The sequence below is a fragment of the Tunturibacter empetritectus genome (assembly GCF_040358985.1).
GTDB lineage: Bacteria > Acidobacteriota > Terriglobia > Terriglobales > Acidobacteriaceae > Edaphobacter > Edaphobacter empetritectus.
The window spans coordinates 946535-964639 of the sequence record NZ_CP132932.1 but is presented as its reverse complement, the minus strand read 5'-3'; the positions used below and the strand labels follow the sequence as shown (position 1 = coordinate 964639).

Annotated in this window: 12 protein-coding genes; 5 read left to right on the top strand and 7 right to left on the bottom strand. The window is 56.8% G+C overall.

Annotated features, from left to right (window positions below):
* Positions 1–9: 9 nt before the first annotated feature.
* Complete coding sequence (locus RBB75_RS03960) at positions 10–915, top strand: hypothetical protein (protein ID WP_353069615.1); 906 nt, start codon at positions 10–12, stop codon at positions 913–915.
* A gap of 481 nt (positions 916–1396) precedes the next feature.
* On the opposite strand, the gene RBB75_RS03955 is transcribed toward RBB75_RS03960, so the two are convergent.
* From RBB75_RS03955 to RBB75_RS03940, 4 genes are all read right to left on the bottom strand, one after another.
* Positions 1397–1954, bottom strand: a complete 558-nt coding sequence (locus RBB75_RS03955) for a hypothetical protein (RefSeq protein WP_353069614.1) — start codon at positions 1952–1954, stop codon at positions 1397–1399.
* A 150-nt stretch (positions 1955–2104) separates the two neighbouring features.
* Positions 2105–2701: a Fic family protein gene (locus tag RBB75_RS03950; protein ID WP_353069612.1), complete on the bottom strand. Its 597-nt coding sequence runs from the start codon at positions 2699–2701 to the stop codon at positions 2105–2107.
* A 46-nt stretch (positions 2702–2747) separates the two neighbouring features.
* Positions 2748–2954, bottom strand: a complete 207-nt coding sequence (locus tag RBB75_RS03945) for a hypothetical protein (RefSeq protein ID WP_353069611.1) — start codon at positions 2952–2954, stop codon at positions 2748–2750.
* 244 nt (positions 2955–3198) lie between these two features.
* Positions 3199–5406 (bottom strand): glutamine--fructose-6-phosphate aminotransferase, encoded by a 2208-nt coding sequence (locus tag RBB75_RS03940; protein WP_353069609.1) that lies wholly within the window; start codon positions 5404–5406, stop codon positions 3199–3201.
* A gap of 236 nt (positions 5407–5642) precedes the next feature.
* On the opposite strand from RBB75_RS03940, the gene RBB75_RS03935 reads away from it, so the two are divergent.
* Both RBB75_RS03935 and RBB75_RS03930 read left to right on the top strand, forming a co-directional pair.
* Positions 5643–6842 carry an acetate/propionate family kinase gene (locus RBB75_RS03935; RefSeq protein WP_353069607.1) on the top strand — a complete coding sequence of 400 codons (1200 nt, stop codon included), beginning with the start codon at positions 5643–5645 and terminating at the stop codon, positions 6840–6842.
* 76 nt (positions 6843–6918) lie between these two features.
* Positions 6919–9339 carry a phosphoketolase family protein gene (locus RBB75_RS03930; protein WP_353069606.1) on the top strand — a complete coding sequence of 807 codons (2421 nt, stop codon included), beginning with the start codon at positions 6919–6921 and terminating at the stop codon, positions 9337–9339.
* Positions 9340–9423: 84 nt separating this feature from the next.
* Here RBB75_RS03930 and RBB75_RS03925 read toward each other — a convergent pair whose 3' ends face one another.
* Positions 9424–12756 (bottom strand): TonB-dependent receptor, encoded by a 3333-nt coding sequence (locus RBB75_RS03925; RefSeq protein WP_353069604.1) that lies wholly within the window; start codon positions 12754–12756, stop codon positions 9424–9426.
* Between the two features lie 624 nt (positions 12757–13380).
* Between RBB75_RS03925 and fabF the strand changes: the two genes are divergently transcribed.
* Positions 13381–14634 (top strand): beta-ketoacyl-ACP synthase II, encoded by a 1254-nt coding sequence (gene fabF / locus RBB75_RS03920; protein WP_353070355.1) that lies wholly within the window; start codon positions 13381–13383, stop codon positions 14632–14634.
* Between the two features lie 2 nt (positions 14635–14636).
* Here fabF and RBB75_RS03915 read toward each other — a convergent pair whose 3' ends face one another.
* Both RBB75_RS03915 and RBB75_RS03910 read right to left on the bottom strand, forming a co-directional pair.
* A complete protein-coding gene (locus RBB75_RS03915) occupies positions 14637–15455 on the bottom strand; it encodes a glycosyltransferase family 2 protein (protein ID WP_353069603.1) in 819 nt (272 codons plus the stop codon).
* A gap of 98 nt (positions 15456–15553) precedes the next feature.
* Entirely contained in the window at positions 15554–16279 is a 726-nt protein-coding gene (locus tag RBB75_RS03910) for an FkbM family methyltransferase (protein WP_353069602.1), read from the bottom strand.
* Positions 16280–16552: 273 nt separating this feature from the next.
* Here RBB75_RS03910 and RBB75_RS03905 point away from each other — a divergent pair, with 273 nt between their 5' ends.
* Positions 16553–18097, top strand: coding sequence for an MFS transporter (locus RBB75_RS03905; RefSeq protein ID WP_353069601.1), 1545 nt, complete (start codon positions 16553–16555; stop codon positions 18095–18097).
* Positions 18098–18105: the final 8 nt, after the last annotated feature.

The window sequence follows — 18105 nt, the reverse complement described above, 5'->3', positions numbered from 1 at the left end:
AAACATGGGGTGTGCAAGAGGGAGACGGTGTGGCTGGAGCCGCAGTACACGCTTAGTCTCTCTGTGACTGCCGACAAACAGCTTCCGGTTACGAAGACCATGACGGTGACGCGCCAGGCTTATCTGAACAATGAAGTTCAGACGCTGATAACGGCGATGAATGCTTTGTCTGGTGAACACAAGCTGGATGCGAACGACGCCAGGGAATGCCCATCGAGCGTGGGTGCTGTCTGGGATAAAGTGGCTGCCAACAAGTCGTACTTTCCTGTTGCAGCATTGGAGACAAGTGGTGGGCTAGGTACTGCCGAGGCAGCTGGCAATATCGTTCGAGTGGGAGATACCGCAGCGGTTGTGACGGAGGTGGACTACAAGAATGTCTACTACCTGAATACGAAGTCTCCATGGATAGGGACGGCGCAGGTGGATGCGAAGCTGGGTAGCGATGGGACACTTACAGAAGCCAGTGCACAGAGAGACGATGAGACATGGTCTACGATTTTGAACGCCGCTACGTCTCTGGCGGGCGATTTTTTGGGTGCGGGGTCTGCTGCGAGCGCTCCTGCGGCTCCTGCGGCGACTGCTCTTATGGCGCACGCCACCGTTGCAAGCGGCCCGAGAGTTTCGTGTCCTGGGCTGGCAGGCTGGCCGACGCCCCAGGAGTCGGTCAACTATAAAACTGCTGTGAAGACGACGGTCTACAAGCACGATCATACGGAGTTGTCAGAGTTGGATAAGCCTTGCGAGACGACCCGGGAGGGAGTTGTTGGTGGAAACTTTACGGTTGTCGCAGAGGACATGGATGCAAAGGAGAAGAAGGACGACGCGGATACCATCTCGGTTAAAGGAGCGATCAAGCTGCCTAAGAAGAGTTCGGATGATAAGGGCAAGGGAACAGCAGGGAAGCAGGAGCAGTAGGCGTTGCGCGGCTTTTTTCCGGCGAGAGGATAGTGTGTCTTCCTCTAAGTCAATTTACGGCTGTGGGTGAGCTACCTTGGGCTGGAGTTATAGAGCGCAGGGATGACACGGTTCACGTTTTCGCGTGAATGGCCATATCTCAACTTTGAGATATGGCCATTCATTTTGAAGGCGGGTTGTGCCCACTCTCCGAAACTACCTTGGATTGCCTCTGGGAGGTTCTGCGGATCGCGCTAAGGCGAGCCTAGAGGTATCTTTGAATTTATCGGGTCGGGGAGGGAAGCGGTTCGTGCTTTCGCACGAATGCCCACTTATGCGGTGAAACTTTATGAATGGGGCACCCGAGGTTGGGGGTTGCGTTTTATGTATGGCCACCCGCCAATGCTGGCGAAACAGTTGCACGCGATTTATGAGGAGTCGGCGTCGGGCGGCGAGTAGCCGATTTTATCGGCGTGGTTCGTCATGAATGGGGCACCCAAGGCTAGTTAACATTGCGCAGCGTTTCTGGCATGAATATGCCGCTTTCATGTGTCGAACAGTCGTCTTCGATCACTTTCGCTGTGACGTCTCCGTTCTCGATTGTGATATGAGCTCGCTTCGTTCTGTGAGTTACCTTCTTATCCTTGAAGCTTTCACAGGGGGTTCCAAATTCTAGGTCGTATGCTATGCATGCAGTGAATTTCTCTAGCTGTAACAAGCTACGGCGTACCACTTCGATCATCTCTGCTTCTGTATGGGAGCTACCACAAAATTCTTTGTCTATTTGGGTGCCGTAGTCATCGGCAGCTGTCGTGAGTGCATCGTCGATTCTCCTATACCGCTGATCGAATATTGGATCTGGATAGGCTCGCAACGTTGCTTCATCGAGGATTTTTTCGAGGTTATCCTCGATTATGTTCCCCATCATTCCTTCGATATACTTCTTCTGTTTGGACAACCATTGTTCAGCTTCCTCAACAGTTGGCTTTTGGCCCCGTTTCTTACAATATGTGATCACGTCTAGAGGGGTGATTCGGGTGGATGGAAGGCGGATGCTCATTTGTTTGCTCTCTTTTGAATAAATCGGACAACATTTTAGGTATTGTATTTCGTGCTTTCGCACGAATGCCTACTCATGCGGTGAGACTGCATGAGTAGGGCGCCCGAGACATGGGTTGGGGTTATGTATGGGCCACCCTATCGCTTAAACTTATATGTCGCTGAGTTGTTCTATTAATAATTTGTTTAAGTATTTCGCGAGTTCCGAAACGTCGAAGTCGCCTTCATCCCACTTTCGATCGGCGGCTTGAAGTGCTGCATAGTATGGATCACGATTCTCTCTAATTCTCTCAGGGACGATTTTCTTTCCTGGTAGAAGCGCGCCCACTTTAAGACAAATTAGGTAATAGCAAGCCGCTCGTGCTGTTCGACCGTTTCCTTCTACAAAGGGGTGAATCCAGTTGAGTCTCCAGAGAGCATATGCCGGGAGAACCATAGGATCACCTCCTGAAGACCAGTTTTCGTGTATTACGGCGAAAAATCGGTCCATTTCCTCTGATACTTCTTTGAAATGAGGTGGTCGATGATTACTTACATATATGGGCTCTTGGCGATATCTCCCACCAAATTGAGCCAGATTTGAAACAGCGGTGGCGTTGAGAGACCAGAGAGTGTATTTATCGAAGGCTTCGATACCCTTTTCCAAGCCAATCTCGATGCAATTCAACAATAGGTCATATTGTCTCAAAAGATTTTTCTCTAAGACTTTTGCGTATAAAGTTGGGTCGTCTTTTTCTCGGATTACCATAGAGGGACTCTTAAACCGGAATGCCCGGCTAGCCGGGCATTCTTGGTTACGCCTTTAGGCGAATATGTTGTGAAGTGTATCGAACACTGTCTTTTGTCACAAAATCTCTGTTAAGCGCGTTTCCAAACGCGAAACTCACTCGCTGATCCTGCAATTCCTCTTCGCTAATTACTTTTTCCTTAGCTCTTTCAATCAAGCTTAAGAGGTGCGGATCAGCTTCTCCTTTACTTAAAAATTGCTTACGTTCTGCCATTTTGAGTTCCTCCACTCAATTTGTTTCGACTTGCCATTCTTCAAAATGTTTATTGAAAGGGGACATCGACATCTGATATCCACAGTTAGGGAAGGTTTTCCAACATGTTAATCAAACACTATCACCAAAAACGGTGAATTTGACCAATCAACAATTATATAGGTTCTTGACTCATTATCCACACTCGCATCTTTATAGGCACTTGATTTTCACTCCGTTTAATGAAGTAGTCTTGGCAGGCAAATCATTCCACGGTAACGCTTTTGGCGAGGTTTCTGGGTTGGTCTACGTCGCAGCCTCGGCGTACGGCTATGTGGTAGGCGAGGAGTTGGAGGGGGACTACTTCTAGGATGGGTAGGAGTAGTTCGGGGGCCTGGGGGATGTAGATGGTCTGCTCGACGAGCTGGCTGATCTCGGTGTCGCCTTCGATGGCGATGGCGATGACGCGGCCAGAGCGGGCGGTGACCTCTTGAATGTTGCTGAGGGTTTTTTCGTACTTGAGGACGCTGGAGGGATCGTTGGGGTCCTTGGTGGCGATGCAGACGACGGGGAGGGATTCGTCGATGAGGGCGTTGGGGCCGTGCTTCATCTCGCCGGCGGGGTAGCCTTCGGCGTGGATGTAGGAGATCTCCTTGAGCTTGAGTGCGCCTTCGAGGGCGATGGGGTAGTGGATGCCGCGGCCGAGGAAGAGGAAGTCGTCGGAGTTGTGGAAGAGGCGGGCGAGCTCTTCGCACTGGGCGGAGAGGGGCTGGCGGGTGGTGGCGCGGCGGTCGGGTGCTGCCCATGACGATGTGGGCGTGGAGACAGAATGCGGGGGGCTCTCCACTCCGCTCCGGTCCGGTCGGGATGACAGATTTTGGGTGTGGGTAGAAGGTGTTTGTGCTTCGGCGGTTTGCGTTGCCGGTCGGGATGACGAGAACTTTGTGGGGGCGGCGACGCCTTCGGAGGAGCCCGGAGCGTCGGGGGAGTTGATGTTGAGCATGGAGGCGAGCTTGCCGGGGAGTTTGGAGAGCTCGGTGACGAGGTGGAGGGATTCTTCGTCGGAGATGGTGCCGCGGACCTGGGCGAGGTGGAGGGCGAGGACGAAGAGGGCAGTGAGCTGGGCGGTGAAGGCCTTGGTGGAGGCGACGCCGATCTCGGGGCCGGCGTTGGTGGTGAGGGTGCCCTGGGCTTTGCGGGTGACGGCGGCGCCGACGACGTTGCAGATGGCGAGGGTTTTGGATCCTTTGGCGATGAGCTCGGCCTGGGCGGCGAGGGTGTCGGCAGTTTCGCCGGATTGGGTGATGAGGAGGCCGATGGCGCGCGGGTCGGCGATGGGGTCGCGGTAGCGGTACTCGGAGGCGTAGTCGACTTCGACGGGGAGGCGGGCGAGGCGCTCGATCATGAACTTGCCGGCGAGGCCAGCGTGCCAGCTAGTGCCGCAGGCGGCGATGGTGATCTGGCTGGCGTTGCGGAGGTCTTTGTCGGAGATCTGCATGGCTTCGAGGAAGACTTTGCCGGTTTCGAGGGAGACGCGGCCGAGGGTGGTGTCGCGGATGGCGCGGGGCTGCTCGTTGATCTCCTTGAGCATGAAGTGCTTGTAGCCGGCTTTTTCGGCCTGGATGGGGTCCCAGGTGATGCGCTGAACTTTTAAGGGGAGGGGGTTGGCGTCGAAGTCGGTGAGGGTGACGCCTTCTTTGGTGAGGATGGCGAGTTCGCCGTCGGCGAGGAAGTGGATGTTGCGGGTGTGGTGGAGGATGCCGGGGACGTCGGAGGCGAGGAAGAACTCGCCGTCGCCGATGCCGATGACGGCAGGTGGGCCCATGCGGGCGGCGACGAGTTTGTTGGGTTCAAGTGCGGAGAGGACGCCGATGGCGAAGGCTCCGGTGATGCGCTTGACGGCGATGCGGACGGCCGTTTCAAGGGAGATGGTGGGGCGGGTGCCGTCGGGGTTGAGGGTGGTGACGACGGCTTCGGACTCGTTGGCGGAGTCGGTGCCGGCATAGGGGCTGGTGGTTTGATTGCGGCCGTGTCCGATGACTTGTGGGTGGCCGTTTTCGTAGGCGTCCTGGATGAGGTGGGCGATGATCTCGGTGTCGGTCTCGGAGACGAACTTGTGGCCTTTGGCGATGAGCTCTTTTTTGAGGGCGAGGTAGTTTTCGACGATGCCGTTATGGACGACGACGAGGGTGCCGGAGCCGTCGCGGTGGGGGTGGGCGTTCTCTTCGGTGGGGCGGCCGTGGGTGGCCCAGCGGGTGTGGCCGATGCCGAAGGTGCCATCGATGGGGGAGGCGTGAATGGCGGTTTCGAGGTTGCGGAGCTTGCCGGGGGCGCGGCGGAGTTCGAGGCCGCTGGGGCCTCCGGCTACGGCGATGCCGGCAGAGTCGTAACCGCGGTACTCGAGGCGGCGAAGACCTTCAATGATGACGGGGACGACAGACTGAGGACCAATGTATCCAACGATTCCACACATGGATTGAGTTTAGATGGGTGGGGCAGATTTTGCGCGGGGAAGCGGGTGGGACTTTTGGGGGAGGATGTCAGGGGTGGCGGAGGTATGGACGAAGATGCCGTCGAGTTGAGCGGAGGGAGGGTTCGAGATGCATCCAACATCGGGTGGCCTTGGTTGGAGGAAGGCGCTTGAGAGAGAATTTACGGGCCTGTGATGGGCTGGGTGTAGCGTAGGCAAGGGTTTGCGACAGGAGTGCTGTGCACATACTCGTTATCAATAGCGGATCTTCGTCGATAAAATTTTCCCTGTTTGAAGCTGAGGGGGAGGAGATACGGTCGCTGTTTGAGGGGGAGGTGGCCGGCATTGGCGGGGCGGAGGGGAGTTTCAAATTTCGCGACGCGGGTGGACGGGATTTAAGCGGGGGACGCAGCGAGGTAAAGGCTCAGACGGCGGTGGAGGCGATTGGGCTGGTAGTTGAGGCGGTGAGTGGGCAGGGTTTGCCGACGGTGGACGCGGTGGGATATCGGGTGGTGCATCCGGGAGCAAAGCTGGATCGGCATCAGCGGATTACCGGGGAGGTGCTGAAGGATCTCGAGGAGGCGGTGGTGTTTGCGCCGCTGCATGATCCTGCGGTGATTGAGGTGATCAAAGACATGATGGCAAAGTTTCCGGGGGTGGTGCACTATGCCTGTTTTGACACTGTGTTTCACGAGACGATGCCTGAGGCCGCGACGACGTATCCGATTCCGGCGGAGTATCGCGAGCGGGGAGTTCGGCGGTATGGGTTTCATGGGTTGAGTTGCGAGTCGATTGTGCAGCAACTGAGGGCGGAGAAGGCAATTTCGTTTCCGAAGCGGATGGCGATTGCGCATCTGGGCAGCGGGTGCAGCGTTACGGCGTTGGTGGATGGATGCTCGATCGACACGACGATGGGGCTGACACCGACGGGTGGTGTGGTGATGGGGACGCGGCCGGGGGATCTCGATCCGGGGCTGGTGCTTTATCTGTTGCGACAGAGGAAGGGTGACCAGGTGGGGGAGCTGGAGAAGATGCTGAACCATGATGCGGGGATGGTGGCGCTCTCGGGCATGCCGAATGATATGAAGGCGGTGCGGGAGGCCGTGATGAAGGGCGATGCTGCGGCGAGGCTAGCGGTGGAGATCTTTACGCGGAGTGTGAAGAAGGCGTTAGGTGGCTTTATTGCGCTGATGGGCGGGATCGATGCGGTGGTGTTCGCGGGTGGAATTGGGGAGCACGATACCCGGTCACGCGAGGAGATACTTGCTGGAATGGATGGTTTGGGCATCTCTATTAATTCTGAGTTGAACGAGGCTAAAGGAGACGCCCTTCGACAGATAAGTGCATCTGATTCTGCAACGATGGTACTTGTCGTTCCGGCGAAAGAAGATTGGATGATCGCGGTGCATGTTCATCAAATGGCCCAATCTGCAAGATAGTTCTCTAACGGTTACAAATTTTTTGCGAGCTAACTTGTTTTCGACTTTACTGAACCATGACTGACGGAGTTTATCTATGAGCAACGTTTCCAAAGAGCTGGTTAAAGATAAGAGTCAGGGTGGTAAGCCGCTTTCGGCTGACGAACTGCGGAAGGTGGATGCCTATTGGCGCGCCTGCAACTATCTTTGCGTGGGAATGCTGTATCTGCGGGCGAATCCACTGTTGCGAGAGCCGCTGAAGCCAGAGCACATCAAGAACCGGTTGCTTGGGCACTGGGGATCGGATCCCGGTCAGAGCTTTGTATGGGTGCATTTGAACCGTCTGATCAAAAAATACGATCTGGATCTGATTTACCTGTCCGGGCCCGGCCACGGGGCACCTGCGACGTTGTCGAACAGCTATCTGGAGGGCGTGTATTCGGAGGTGTATCCGGATAAGAGCGAAGACGTTGCAGGAATGCAGAAGTTCTTCAAACAGTTTTCGTTTCCAGGTGGCATTGGGAGCCACTGCACGCCGGAGACGCCGGGGTCGATCCATGAGGGCGGCGAGCTTGGGTACAGCCTGTCGCATGGGTTTGGCGCGGCGTTTGATAATCCTGATCTGATTGTGACGGTAGTGGTTGGCGATGGGGAGGCTGAGACTGGGCCGCTGGCGACGTCGTGGCACTCGAATAAATTTCTCAATCCGGTGCGGGATGGTGCGGTGCTTCCGATACTGCACCTTAACGGTTACAAAATAGCCAACCCTACTGTGCTGGCACGCATTACGCCCGAAGAGTTGGAGTGGATGTTCAAGGGGTATGGGTGGGAGCCGCATGTTGTCGAAGGAGATGATCCGGCGACGATGCATCAGTTGATGGCTGGAGTGATGGAGGATTGCGTGAAGGAGATCCGCGCGATTCAGAAGAAGGCACGGAGTGCGCCTAAGGGGATAGAGCCTGAGCGGCCGCGTTGGCCGATGATCATTCTGCGCTCGCCGAAGGGATGGACGTGCCCGAAGGAGATTGATGGGCACAAGCTGGAGGGATCGTGGCGGGCTCACCAGATGCCGATTCTCGATCCGGTGACGAATCCGAAACATTTGAAGCTTCTTGAGAAGTGGATGAAGAGCTATAAGCCAGAGGAGCTGTTCGATGATTCGGGTAAGTTGATCGCGGAGTTGAGGGAGATGGCGCCTGTGGGACAGCGAAGGATCACCGCGAATCCGCATGCGAATGGAGGGCTGCTACGGAAGCCGATGGAGCTGCCGGACTTTCGCGACTATGCGGTGAAGGTTGAGAAGCCGGGGCAGATTGAGGCTTCGCCGACTGATGTGCTGGCGCACTTTTTGCGCGATGCGATGAAGAGGAATATGACGAGCTTTCGCGTGTTCGGGCCTGATGAGACAGCTTCGAATAAGCTGCAGGTGATCTACGAGGGCAGCCACGGAAAGACGTGGATGGCGAAGATGCTTCCGGAGGATGCCGATGGTGGAGATCTTTCGCGTGAGGGCCGCGTGATGGAGATTCTGAGCGAGCATACGCTGGAGGGATGGTTCGAAGGTTATGTGTTGACGGGCCGGCATGGGTTCTTTTCGACGTATGAGTCGTTTGTGCACATTATCGATTCGATGTTCAATCAGCATGCGAAGTGGCTGGAGAAGAGCAAGCTGGAGCTGAGGTGGCGAGCGCCGATTTCATCGATCAATCTGCTGATTACTTCGCTGGTGTGGCGGCAGGATCATAACGGGTTTACGCACCAGGACCCGGGATTTCTGGATGTGGTGACGAATAAGAGCCCGGAGGTGACGAGAATTTATCTGCCGCCGGATGCGAACTGTCTGTTGAGCGTGGGGGATCACTGTCTGCGCAGTTCAAACTACGTGAATGTGATCGTTGCGGATAAGGCACTGCATCTGCAATATCTGAATATGGAGGATGCGGTAACGCATTGCACGAAGGGGATTGGGATCTGGGACTTTGCAAGCAACGATGCGGGGGATGAGCCGGATGTTGTGATTGCGTGTGCCGGGGATATTCCAACGGAAGAGGCGTTGGCTGCTGTTGCGATTCTGCGGGAGCGCTGTGCGGATTTGAAGATTCGGTTTGTGAACGTGGTGGATCTGTTCCGGTTGATGCCGGAGACGGAGCATCCGCATGGGCTTTCGGAGAGAGAGTTCGATAGTTTGTTTACGAAGGACAAGCCGGTGATCTTCAACTTCCATGCCTACGCTTCGCTGGTCCATAAGCTGACTTACAAGCGGACGAATCATGAGAACTTTCATGTGCGCGGGTACAAGGAGAAGGGAAATATCAATACTCCGCTGGAGCTGGCGATTCTGAATCAGATCGATCGGTTTGATCTGGCGATCGATGTGATCGATCGGGTGCCGCGGCTGCAGATGACGGCGGCGCATACCAAGGAGTGGCTGAAGGGGCAGATTATCGAAGCGGTGAACTACGCGCATGAGAACGGGATCGATAGCCAGGAGATTCGAGAGTGGAAGTGGCCTTTGTAGGTTGATGAGTGGACGTGAAAAAGCCCCATCCGGCGATGCTCTGCGGGATGGGGCTTTTGGTTGCGCGCTGGGGTTAGCTTGGGGTTAGAAGATGATCTTTCCACCGAATTGAGTGTTGAAGGCTTCGCCGGCGCCGATGCCGGGTGCGCCGTTGTAGTCGCCGATGGTGTCGCTGAGTTGTGAGCTGCCGCCGACGGAGGGGGAAGGTGGAGCAAAGTTATTACGGTTGAAGAGGTTGAACATCTCTGCGCGAAGCTGAATGGTGAGCCGCTCGCCGATTCTCGTGTTTTTGAAGACCGAGAGATCAACGTCACTGTAGCCAGGAGCGAAGAATTGGTTGCGGCGAACGGTGCCGAACGTACCTGGATTGGGATCCTGGAAGGCGCTGAGGTCGATCCAGTTCGCAGTGGTGGACTGACCCTGATAGCCGGTGCGAGCAGGAGCGATCTGGACTGCGCGATCGTTGCCCTCGTTGGTTCCGCTGATGTCTCCGGAGGCGTGGACGGTGAAGGGCTGGCCACCATGGAAAGAAAGTAGACTGTTGACCTGCCAGCCACCGGTGAGGCGCTTCAGGTGCTGCGAGCCAGGAACTTCGTAGCTCACGAAGCTGACGAAGGTATTCCGAGTGTCGAAGTCTGAGTTGCCGTAGTCGCCTTTGAAGTTGGTACTGTCTTGAGGAAGAGCGCCGCGGTAGGCCGAAACTTCGTCGAGGGCGTGAGACCAGGTATAGATGGTTTGGGTGGAGAAGTGATGCCAGTTGGTGATGCGAATCTGCGCCTGGAGCGAGTTGTAATTCGCGGTGCCGATGCTTTCGATCTGGTTGATGTTGCCATACTGCTGATAGGGGCCGTAGAACGGACGATGTTGCTGGCGTTTGAAGTCAGCGGACTCACCATTCGGTACCGTTGGTGGATCGCTTACATAGATGCCGGGAGTGGCCTGGTTGATGTCGAGGAGGCTGAGGAGATGACGGGCTGATGAACCTACATAACCCAGCTGAAAGATTACGCTGGGTGCCAGGGTGTGCTCGAGGTTGACGTTGTAGTTCTCGTTGTAGGAGGGGCGGAAGTTGGGGTTGACGGAGAAGACGCCGCACGGTGAGGTGGCAGCGCAGGGATATCCCACCGAGGAGGGGAAGATAGGAACTCCCTGCACGATGGTGGTGTTCGATCCGCCGTTTGCAGCTGAGACGGAGTAGACAGGGCTTGCGCCACCGGGGTTGCCTTCAACACCGTTCGGAGCCTGGTTGCCGGGACGGTTATCGAGGAAGGGGTTGAGATTGGGGGTGTCTGCGTACCAACCGTAGCCGGCCCGGATGACGGTGCTGCTATCGAGCGAGTAGCTCAAGCCGAGGCGCGGACTGAAGTTCTTGTAGTACTTCGGGTAGAGGGAGTCGATCTCGCTGCCCTGGAAGGCAAGACCATTGGTGGAGGTAAGAGCGGGACGGAAGACGGACATATCCTTGTACGAGTTGTGGAGCGGTCCCTCGTAGTCGTAGCGGATTCCGTAGTTCACGTTGAGCTTGGGAGTGAGCTGCCAGGAGTCGCCCGCGTTGAGGAACCAGGTGTTGACGAAGACCTGACGCTCGGGGTCGCCGATGGTGATGCTGGCGGCGGATGTTGTACCGGCCAAAAAGTCAGCGAGGGAGTAGCGGTATCCGTCCAGACCATCTGGATTCGGTGTTGGCGCGTGGCCGCCGTTGTTGGCGGTAGCGACCGCAGTGGTTTGAGTTCCGTCGAAGGTGAAACTGCCGGTAGCATGGCGATGGTAAAACTCGTCGAGTTGTGCCTGACGGTATTCTCCACCGAAGCGCATCTGGTGCTTGCCCTTGGTCCAGGAGAGTTGATCGGTGAGGTGACCCGTGATGTCGTTACGACCCTCGGGAGGGGTCAGGCCGACGGGATCGAAGTTGCTGCTTGCGGCGCTTGTGCCGCCGCCTGTGGTGGCGGGCCTTCCGATGGTGATGTTCGGAGCGTTCGGGAAGGTAGCGCCGGTAATGAAGCCAAGGCTTTGAACATCCTGACCCGTCTGGTTGTCGTTGAAGACCTGATTGAAGTAGTTGACGCCGGCGAGAATCTGGTTAGAGATGCTGGATGAGATGACACGGTTGTAGACGATGGCGATGTTCTGTACGTGAATTGGTGCGACTTCGTAGTAAGCGAGAAGCTGCGAGCCGACGGGGGCAACCTGGCTCCCTTGTCCTACAAACCAGTGGGCACTGATGTTGTCTTTGTCGCTGAGGCGATAGTCGACCTTACCTAGACCGTTCCAACTGTAGCCATACTCGGGGTCGCCAGAGTGGAAGTTGTTTACGGTGCCTACGGTGTCTTGCGCGAGGACATTTGTACCCCAGAGTCTGTTGAGGACACTTTGCATGACTGGATTGACCGCAATTCCGTTCTGCGCAAGGATTGCTTGTGCTTGACTCTGCCAACCTACGGAGGGCTCGGTTGCGTTACCGGATTGGCCGATGACGAAGCGTTGATGTTCGAAGGTGGCAAATCCGAAGAGCTTGTCTTTGAGGAAGGGGCCGCCGACGGAGAAGCCAGTGTTGTAGTTGCGAACCTTCTGCTTGGTGGAGGCGAAGGGGCTCTTGGCGCCGAAGACTTCATTGCGATTGAAGTAGTAGGCGGTGCCGTGAAGCTGGTTGGTGCCGGAACGCAGGGTCAGGTTGACGGTGCCGCCAGGGTTGCGGCCGCCTTCGGGGCCGGACTGAGTTTGAGCGGAGAACTGGTCGACCGCGTCGAGTGGAAGGATGATACCGGCGATGCCTGAGACGCCGCCCTGATTGACAGCGGGAATGTTGTGCCAGAGGTCGTTGTTGTCGACGCCGTCGATCTGCCAGTTCATCTGGTTGGCGCGTGTTCCGTTGAGCGAGCCGTATCCGCCGCCGCTGTAGCCAGCGTAGCCGGGGGTGAGAGAGATCATCTGGGTGAAGTCGCGGCCGTTGAGTGGGAGGTCAGAGACGACCTTGGCGTCAAGCACGGTGGTTTGAGTGGTGGTCGTGGTATCGAGAGCTACGGCTGCAGCATCGACTTCGATGGTGGTGGCGGAGCTGGAGAGTGGGAGAACGACTGGCAGAGTGAAGATGACACCGGCCTGTACGGAGATCTTGTCGGTCTTGACGGTTTGAAAGCCGGAGAAGGTGACGGTGACGCTGTAGTTGCCGAGGGGAAGATCCTGGAAGAGGAACTCGCCGCCGCTACTGCTGGTGGTGCTGTGCTTGACGTCGGTGTCGGTTTGTACGGCGACGACGGTAGCGTTGGCGATGGCGGCGCCGGTGCGGTCGGTGACGGTACCGTTGATTCCACCGCGGAAGGTCTGGGCGTTCGCAAGCGATGTTCCGAGGATGGTTAGCAGAATTGCGGCGAGGCTGTAGAGCACAGCCTGTACGGGTCTTACCGATTGCCTACGCATAGAACCTCCGAAAAAAGACAAAGAATCTCCTTGATCGCTCTGAAGCGATTTTTTGAATTCGTTTTAGACAACAAGCCGGCGTCGCAGCTGAAGCTACGGGTACGTCACTGTGTTCCAAAGGCCAAACGGCTGCTAGAAGTGTGGCGAAAACGGCAAATTAAGAAAGAGTGAGCCAACCCTAAATGGCTTTCGCGAATATTGCAAGAATTTTTTTGAGATATCACACAACGAGTTTCACGGCTGAAATACAGGAATCACTCAGGCGCAGGCGAGAGATTGATCTTTTTAGAGAGTCTTGAGGAAGGACATTGGCAACTGATAACGCAATGCCGTCTCATGGAAGCGTGAGTCGATAAACCTCTGCGGCTGCAGCTCCGGAATTACGCGTCGCCGTTTTTTTGTTTTCCGCTGGAGCTTCCTGCGAGTGCTGGGACGGACTTTGAGCAGGAGTTTGGTGGCTTAGTGTCAAGGTCCTCTCTGACTGAGCTTTGACAAAATAAATTATGATCATCCTGTAAATAAAGATGTTTTTCGGGATTGCTTTGTTTCGAAGGACAGTTCGACGTAGTGAGGTAATGGCGACTCGTTGCGAGAAGAGGGAGCTGGATGACTTCGAAGGCAAAGATGAGAGAGCAGTTTCGCGTTGTGGTGACTGGTGTTGGGCTGGTGAGTCCGGTGGGAGTTGGCACAGAGGCAACCTGGGCCGCGCTGCAAAGGGGAGACTCGGGAATCGATCGAATTTCGCTCTTCGATCCAGAGAGATTCAGCTGTCAGTTTGCCGGCGAGGTGAAGGGATTTGTTGCTGAGAACTTTGTCGACCGCAAGGACGTGAAGAAGATGGGGCGCTTCATCCAGTTTGCGATGGCGGCGGCGCAGTTTGCCATGGAGCAGTCGGGACTGGATATGTCGGCTGAGGATGCGGAGCGGGTGGGCGTGTACGTTGGGAGCGGGATTGGTGCGTTCGAAGTGATCGAGCGGGAGCATGCGAAGCTGCAGAGCGGAGGGCCTGACAGAATATCGCCGTTCTTCATTACGGCGACGATCGCTAATCTGGCGGCGGGTCAGATCTCGATACGTTATGGGGCCACGGGGCCGAACCTGACGTGTGCCACTGCGTGTACGACCGGGGCGCATGGAGTTGGGGAGGCGTTCAGGATTATTCAGTGGGGAGATGCGGATGCGATGATCTGCGGTGGGAGTGAAGCAGCGGTCACGCCACTTTCAGTGGGTGGATTCGGTGCGATGCGCGCTTTGTCGACGCGCAATAACGATCCGGCAAGGGCTTCGCGGCCGTGGGATTGCGGGCGAGATGGATTTGTTGTGGGCGAGGGAGCGGGAGTTCTTGTGCTTGAGGAGCGGGAGCATGCCCTGAAGCGGGGAGCGACGATACTGGCGGAGATTGTGGGCTATGCTGCGAACTCGGATGCGTTTCATACGAACGCTCCGCCGGAGGATGGGCGCGGAGTTCGGCGCGTGATGCAGTTGGCACTAAAGGATGCCGGGCTGGAACCGAGTGCGATTCAGTACTTGAATGCACATGCTACGTCTACTCCGCTGGGAGACAGAGCGGAGGCGAGGGCAATCTGCGAGACGTTTGAGGATCACGCGAAGAGTCTCCTGGTGAGTTCGACGAAGTCGATGACGGGACATCTGCTGGGTGGTGCGGGTAGTCTTGAGGCGGGTATTACGGTGCTGGCTCTGCGAGACCAGATTGCTCCTCCGACGACGAACATCGAAGATCTGGATGAGGCTTGTCAGTTCGCATTGGTGAGGGACAAAGCTGTCAGCGCGACGATGGAGTATGCGATGTCGAACTCTTTTGGATTTGGCGGCACGAACGCTTCGCTGATCTTCCGGGTACATCATCCTGATGCGTGAGGTTACGCTCCGCCGCTGCGAAGCTCTTTGGTCTTGAGGACGATGAGGTACTCGTAGAAGGCCTGGAGAGTGGCGTAGGTCAGGCCTGCAGCGCCGTCGAGGATCGCTCCGCGAAAGAAGACCATGTAGAGCCACTTGATGAGAGGGCGTCCGGGAAGGCGGTAGAAGATGGCCTTCTGGTGGAGGCGGCGTGTGTGGAAGTCTGGGTCGCGGAGAGCTGTGAGGAATGAGGGATTCTGCAGACCTTGGTTGCGGGCGATGAGCTCAGCTTCCATGGTGGAGTAGAGGTTGTGCTTCTCGATCCAGCGGGCTATGCCTTTGGAGAAGGGGTAGTGATCGAGTGGGTAGCTTAGTTCGGCTACGGGGCCGTCGATCTCGAGGACTTCGTTGATGGCGCGGGTGTAACGGGCGTGCTGGGGGCGTACGAGGCGGATGTAGAAGGGAGAGATCTGCGCGTGTTTGAGCCAGGTGTCGAAGAGGAAGTCGCGACGGCGTACGCGGAAGGCTGCGGTTTGATCGGGGGCGGCGAGGGCGATCTGCTGCATCTCGCGGGACAGATCTGAGGTGGGGCGCTCGTCGGCATCGAGGATAAACACCCAGGTGTACTTGAAGGGGATGGTGGTGAGGGCGGCGTTGCGATGGGTGGCGTAGTCGTCGAAGGTGCGCGTGTGGATGTGGGCGCCGGCGGCTTTGGCGATCTCCACCGTGTTGTCTGTGGAGTGAGAGTCGAAGACGTGAATGTCGTCGGACCAGGAGACGGAGGAGAGGCAGTCAGGGAGGTCGTGCTGCTCGTTGCGTGTGAGGATGAGAACGGAGATCATCTATCGGCTATGGTATCGCGATGACCTCCAGTTGAGGCTAAAAGCGCAAGCCGAGGCCGGTGGTGAGTTTGCGGGCTAATGTCACGAGCGCTCAAGGTCTAAGCGGGATTACTGACCGACGAACCTTGCTCGCGAGGAAGGAAGAAGTAATTTGGGATCTTGTCGGCGGGAGTCACGATCCGGAAGGTACCGTCTTCGTAGATGTACGCATCGTAGTCGAGCGAGGCGAAGAGCTCGAAGGTGCGAGGGCTGGAGACCTCAACAACCCAGATGGGGCGGGAACGAGCGATCAGTTCGAGCGCGCCGTTGATGCATGGGACCTCGTGGCCCTCTACATCGCATTTGATAAGCCGCGGGTTGAGTGTTGGAAATAGGGTATCGAGCCGCGTGACCTTGACGGGAATGTCTCCGGTATCGGAGAGGGTGGACTCATAGATGTTTGCACCTCCGGAGGCGTACTGCGGCATGCTCATGGCGGCTTGGTCCTGGTCGCGGTCTGAGGCGGCAAGGTTGTAGCAGGTGACGTTGAGGAGGTTGAGGGCGCGGACGTTAGAGGTGAGGTAAGAGAAGGTCTCGGGGATCGGTTCGAGTGAATGAATCTGTCCAGTTGGACCGACAAAGTCCGAACAAAACCGAGTGTAGACACCGATATTGGCCCCGATGTCGAACACGACATCTCCGGCATGCAGAAGCGCCTTGCAGCCAAGGAGATCGGGCTCATCGTTGAGGTCGTAGTGCTTCAACTGATCCTGGTAGTGACGGGCACGAACCGGCTTGAGGACGGAATCGGGAAGGTACTTCAGTGCGAACTGCTTTAGAGGCATCTGCTGCTCCATGGAATGAGGGCAAATCCGGAAATCCTTACAAAACCGGTTCCGTTGCGAGCAGTATAGCTCTCTGATAAGTATTTTTTAGTGCACCTTAAGAAGCAGAAGGGATTCTTCACGTACACGTGAAGGCCATCCTGATCGTTGAGGCGACATGAAGGTGTGTTGGGCAGCGAGAGACCCGCGGGCCAGGTAGGGAGTTGTTGTCTTGCCGCGGCAAGAGTGTCCTTGTCGATTGCTGTATGATCGGCGGCGGTGAGGGGAGAAAAGATGCCTAATTTGCCATGCGAAGAAGGTGCGATGCGCAGCGTGGCTTCTGCGCCGGCAAAGACGCGGGGTGGGGTGTGGGTGCTCGCGGCTACGATTCTTGGGTCGAGCATGGTGTTTATTGATGGGACGGTGGTGAATGTTGCTCTGCCGGCGTTGCAGAGCTCTTTGAACGCTACAGTGACTGACGTTCAGTGGGTGGTTGAGGCTTATGCGCTGTTTTTGGCGGCGCTTCTTTTGGTGGGCGGGTCGCTCGGCGATCTTTATGGGCGGCGGAAGATATTTCTGGTTGGAGTGGTGCTGTTTGCGGGAGCTTCGGCCTGGTGCGGGTTTGCTTCCGATGTTCGTGCGCTGATTGTGGCGCGGGGTCTGCAGGGAGTGGGCGGGGCGTTACTTGTTCCTGGAAGCCTTGCGTTGATCAGTTCTTCGTTCTGCGCTGAGGAGCGAGGGCGCGCGATTGGGACGTGGTCAGGCTTTACTGCGATTACTACGGCTGTGGGGCCTGTGCTGGGTGGTTGGTTGATCGAACATCTCTCGTGGCGTTGGGTGTTCTTTATCAACTTGCCGCTGGCGGTGCTGGTGGTGTTGATCTCTTTGGCACGGGTGCCGGAGAGTCGCGATGAGGAGATGGTTCAGAGGCTGGATGGGTGGGGGGCGGCTCTGGCTACGGTGGGATTGTGCGGGATTACGTTTGGGTTGATTGAGGCTGGCCACGGTGGGAGGAGGGCGTTGGTTGCTGCAGTGGTCGGTGCGGTGGCTCTTGCGGCTTTCTTTGTGGTGGAGTCGCGGTCTGAGTCTCCGATGCTGCCGCTGGGTCTGTTTCGATCGCGGACCTTCAGTGGGGCGAATCTGATGACGTTGTTTTTGTATGCGGCGCTGAGTGGGGTATTGTTCTTTTTGCCGTTGGATCTGATTCAGGTGCAGCACTATTCGGCTACGCAGGCGGGCGGGGCTTTGCTTCCGCTGATTCTTCTCATCTTTTTGCTGTCGCGCTGGTCGGGTGGGTTGATTGTGAAGTATGGGGCACGGCTGCCGCTGATTGTTGGGCCGTTGATTGCCGGGGTGGGATTTGGTTTGTTTCAGCGGGGTGGGATGGGTGGGGGTTACTGGTCTACGGTATTTCCGGCGGTGATTGTGCTGGGGCTGGGGCTGGCGGTGAGCGTGGCTCCGTTGACGACTACGGTGATGAGTTCGATCGATCAGAGCCGGGCAGGTGTGGCTTCGGGCATCAATAATGCGGTGTCGCGCGTGGCGGGGTTGCTGGCGATTGCGGTGATGGGGCTGGTGTTTTCGATGACCTTTAACGGGAGGCTGGGGCGGGGGCTTGATGAGCTGGGGTTGCCGGCGGCGGAGCGGCAGAGTGTTGAGGCTCAGAGGGCGAAGCTGGCCGCGGCGAAGAGTGACGATGTGCGGGTGCAGCGGCTGATTGGGGAGTCGTTCGTCGGGGCTTATGGGGTGGTGTTGTGGATTGCAGTGGGGCTCTCGGTGGCGAGTGCCTTGAGTGCGGCGTTGCTGATCGAGAAGAGACCAGAACCAACGCGGGCTTAGTGATTTTC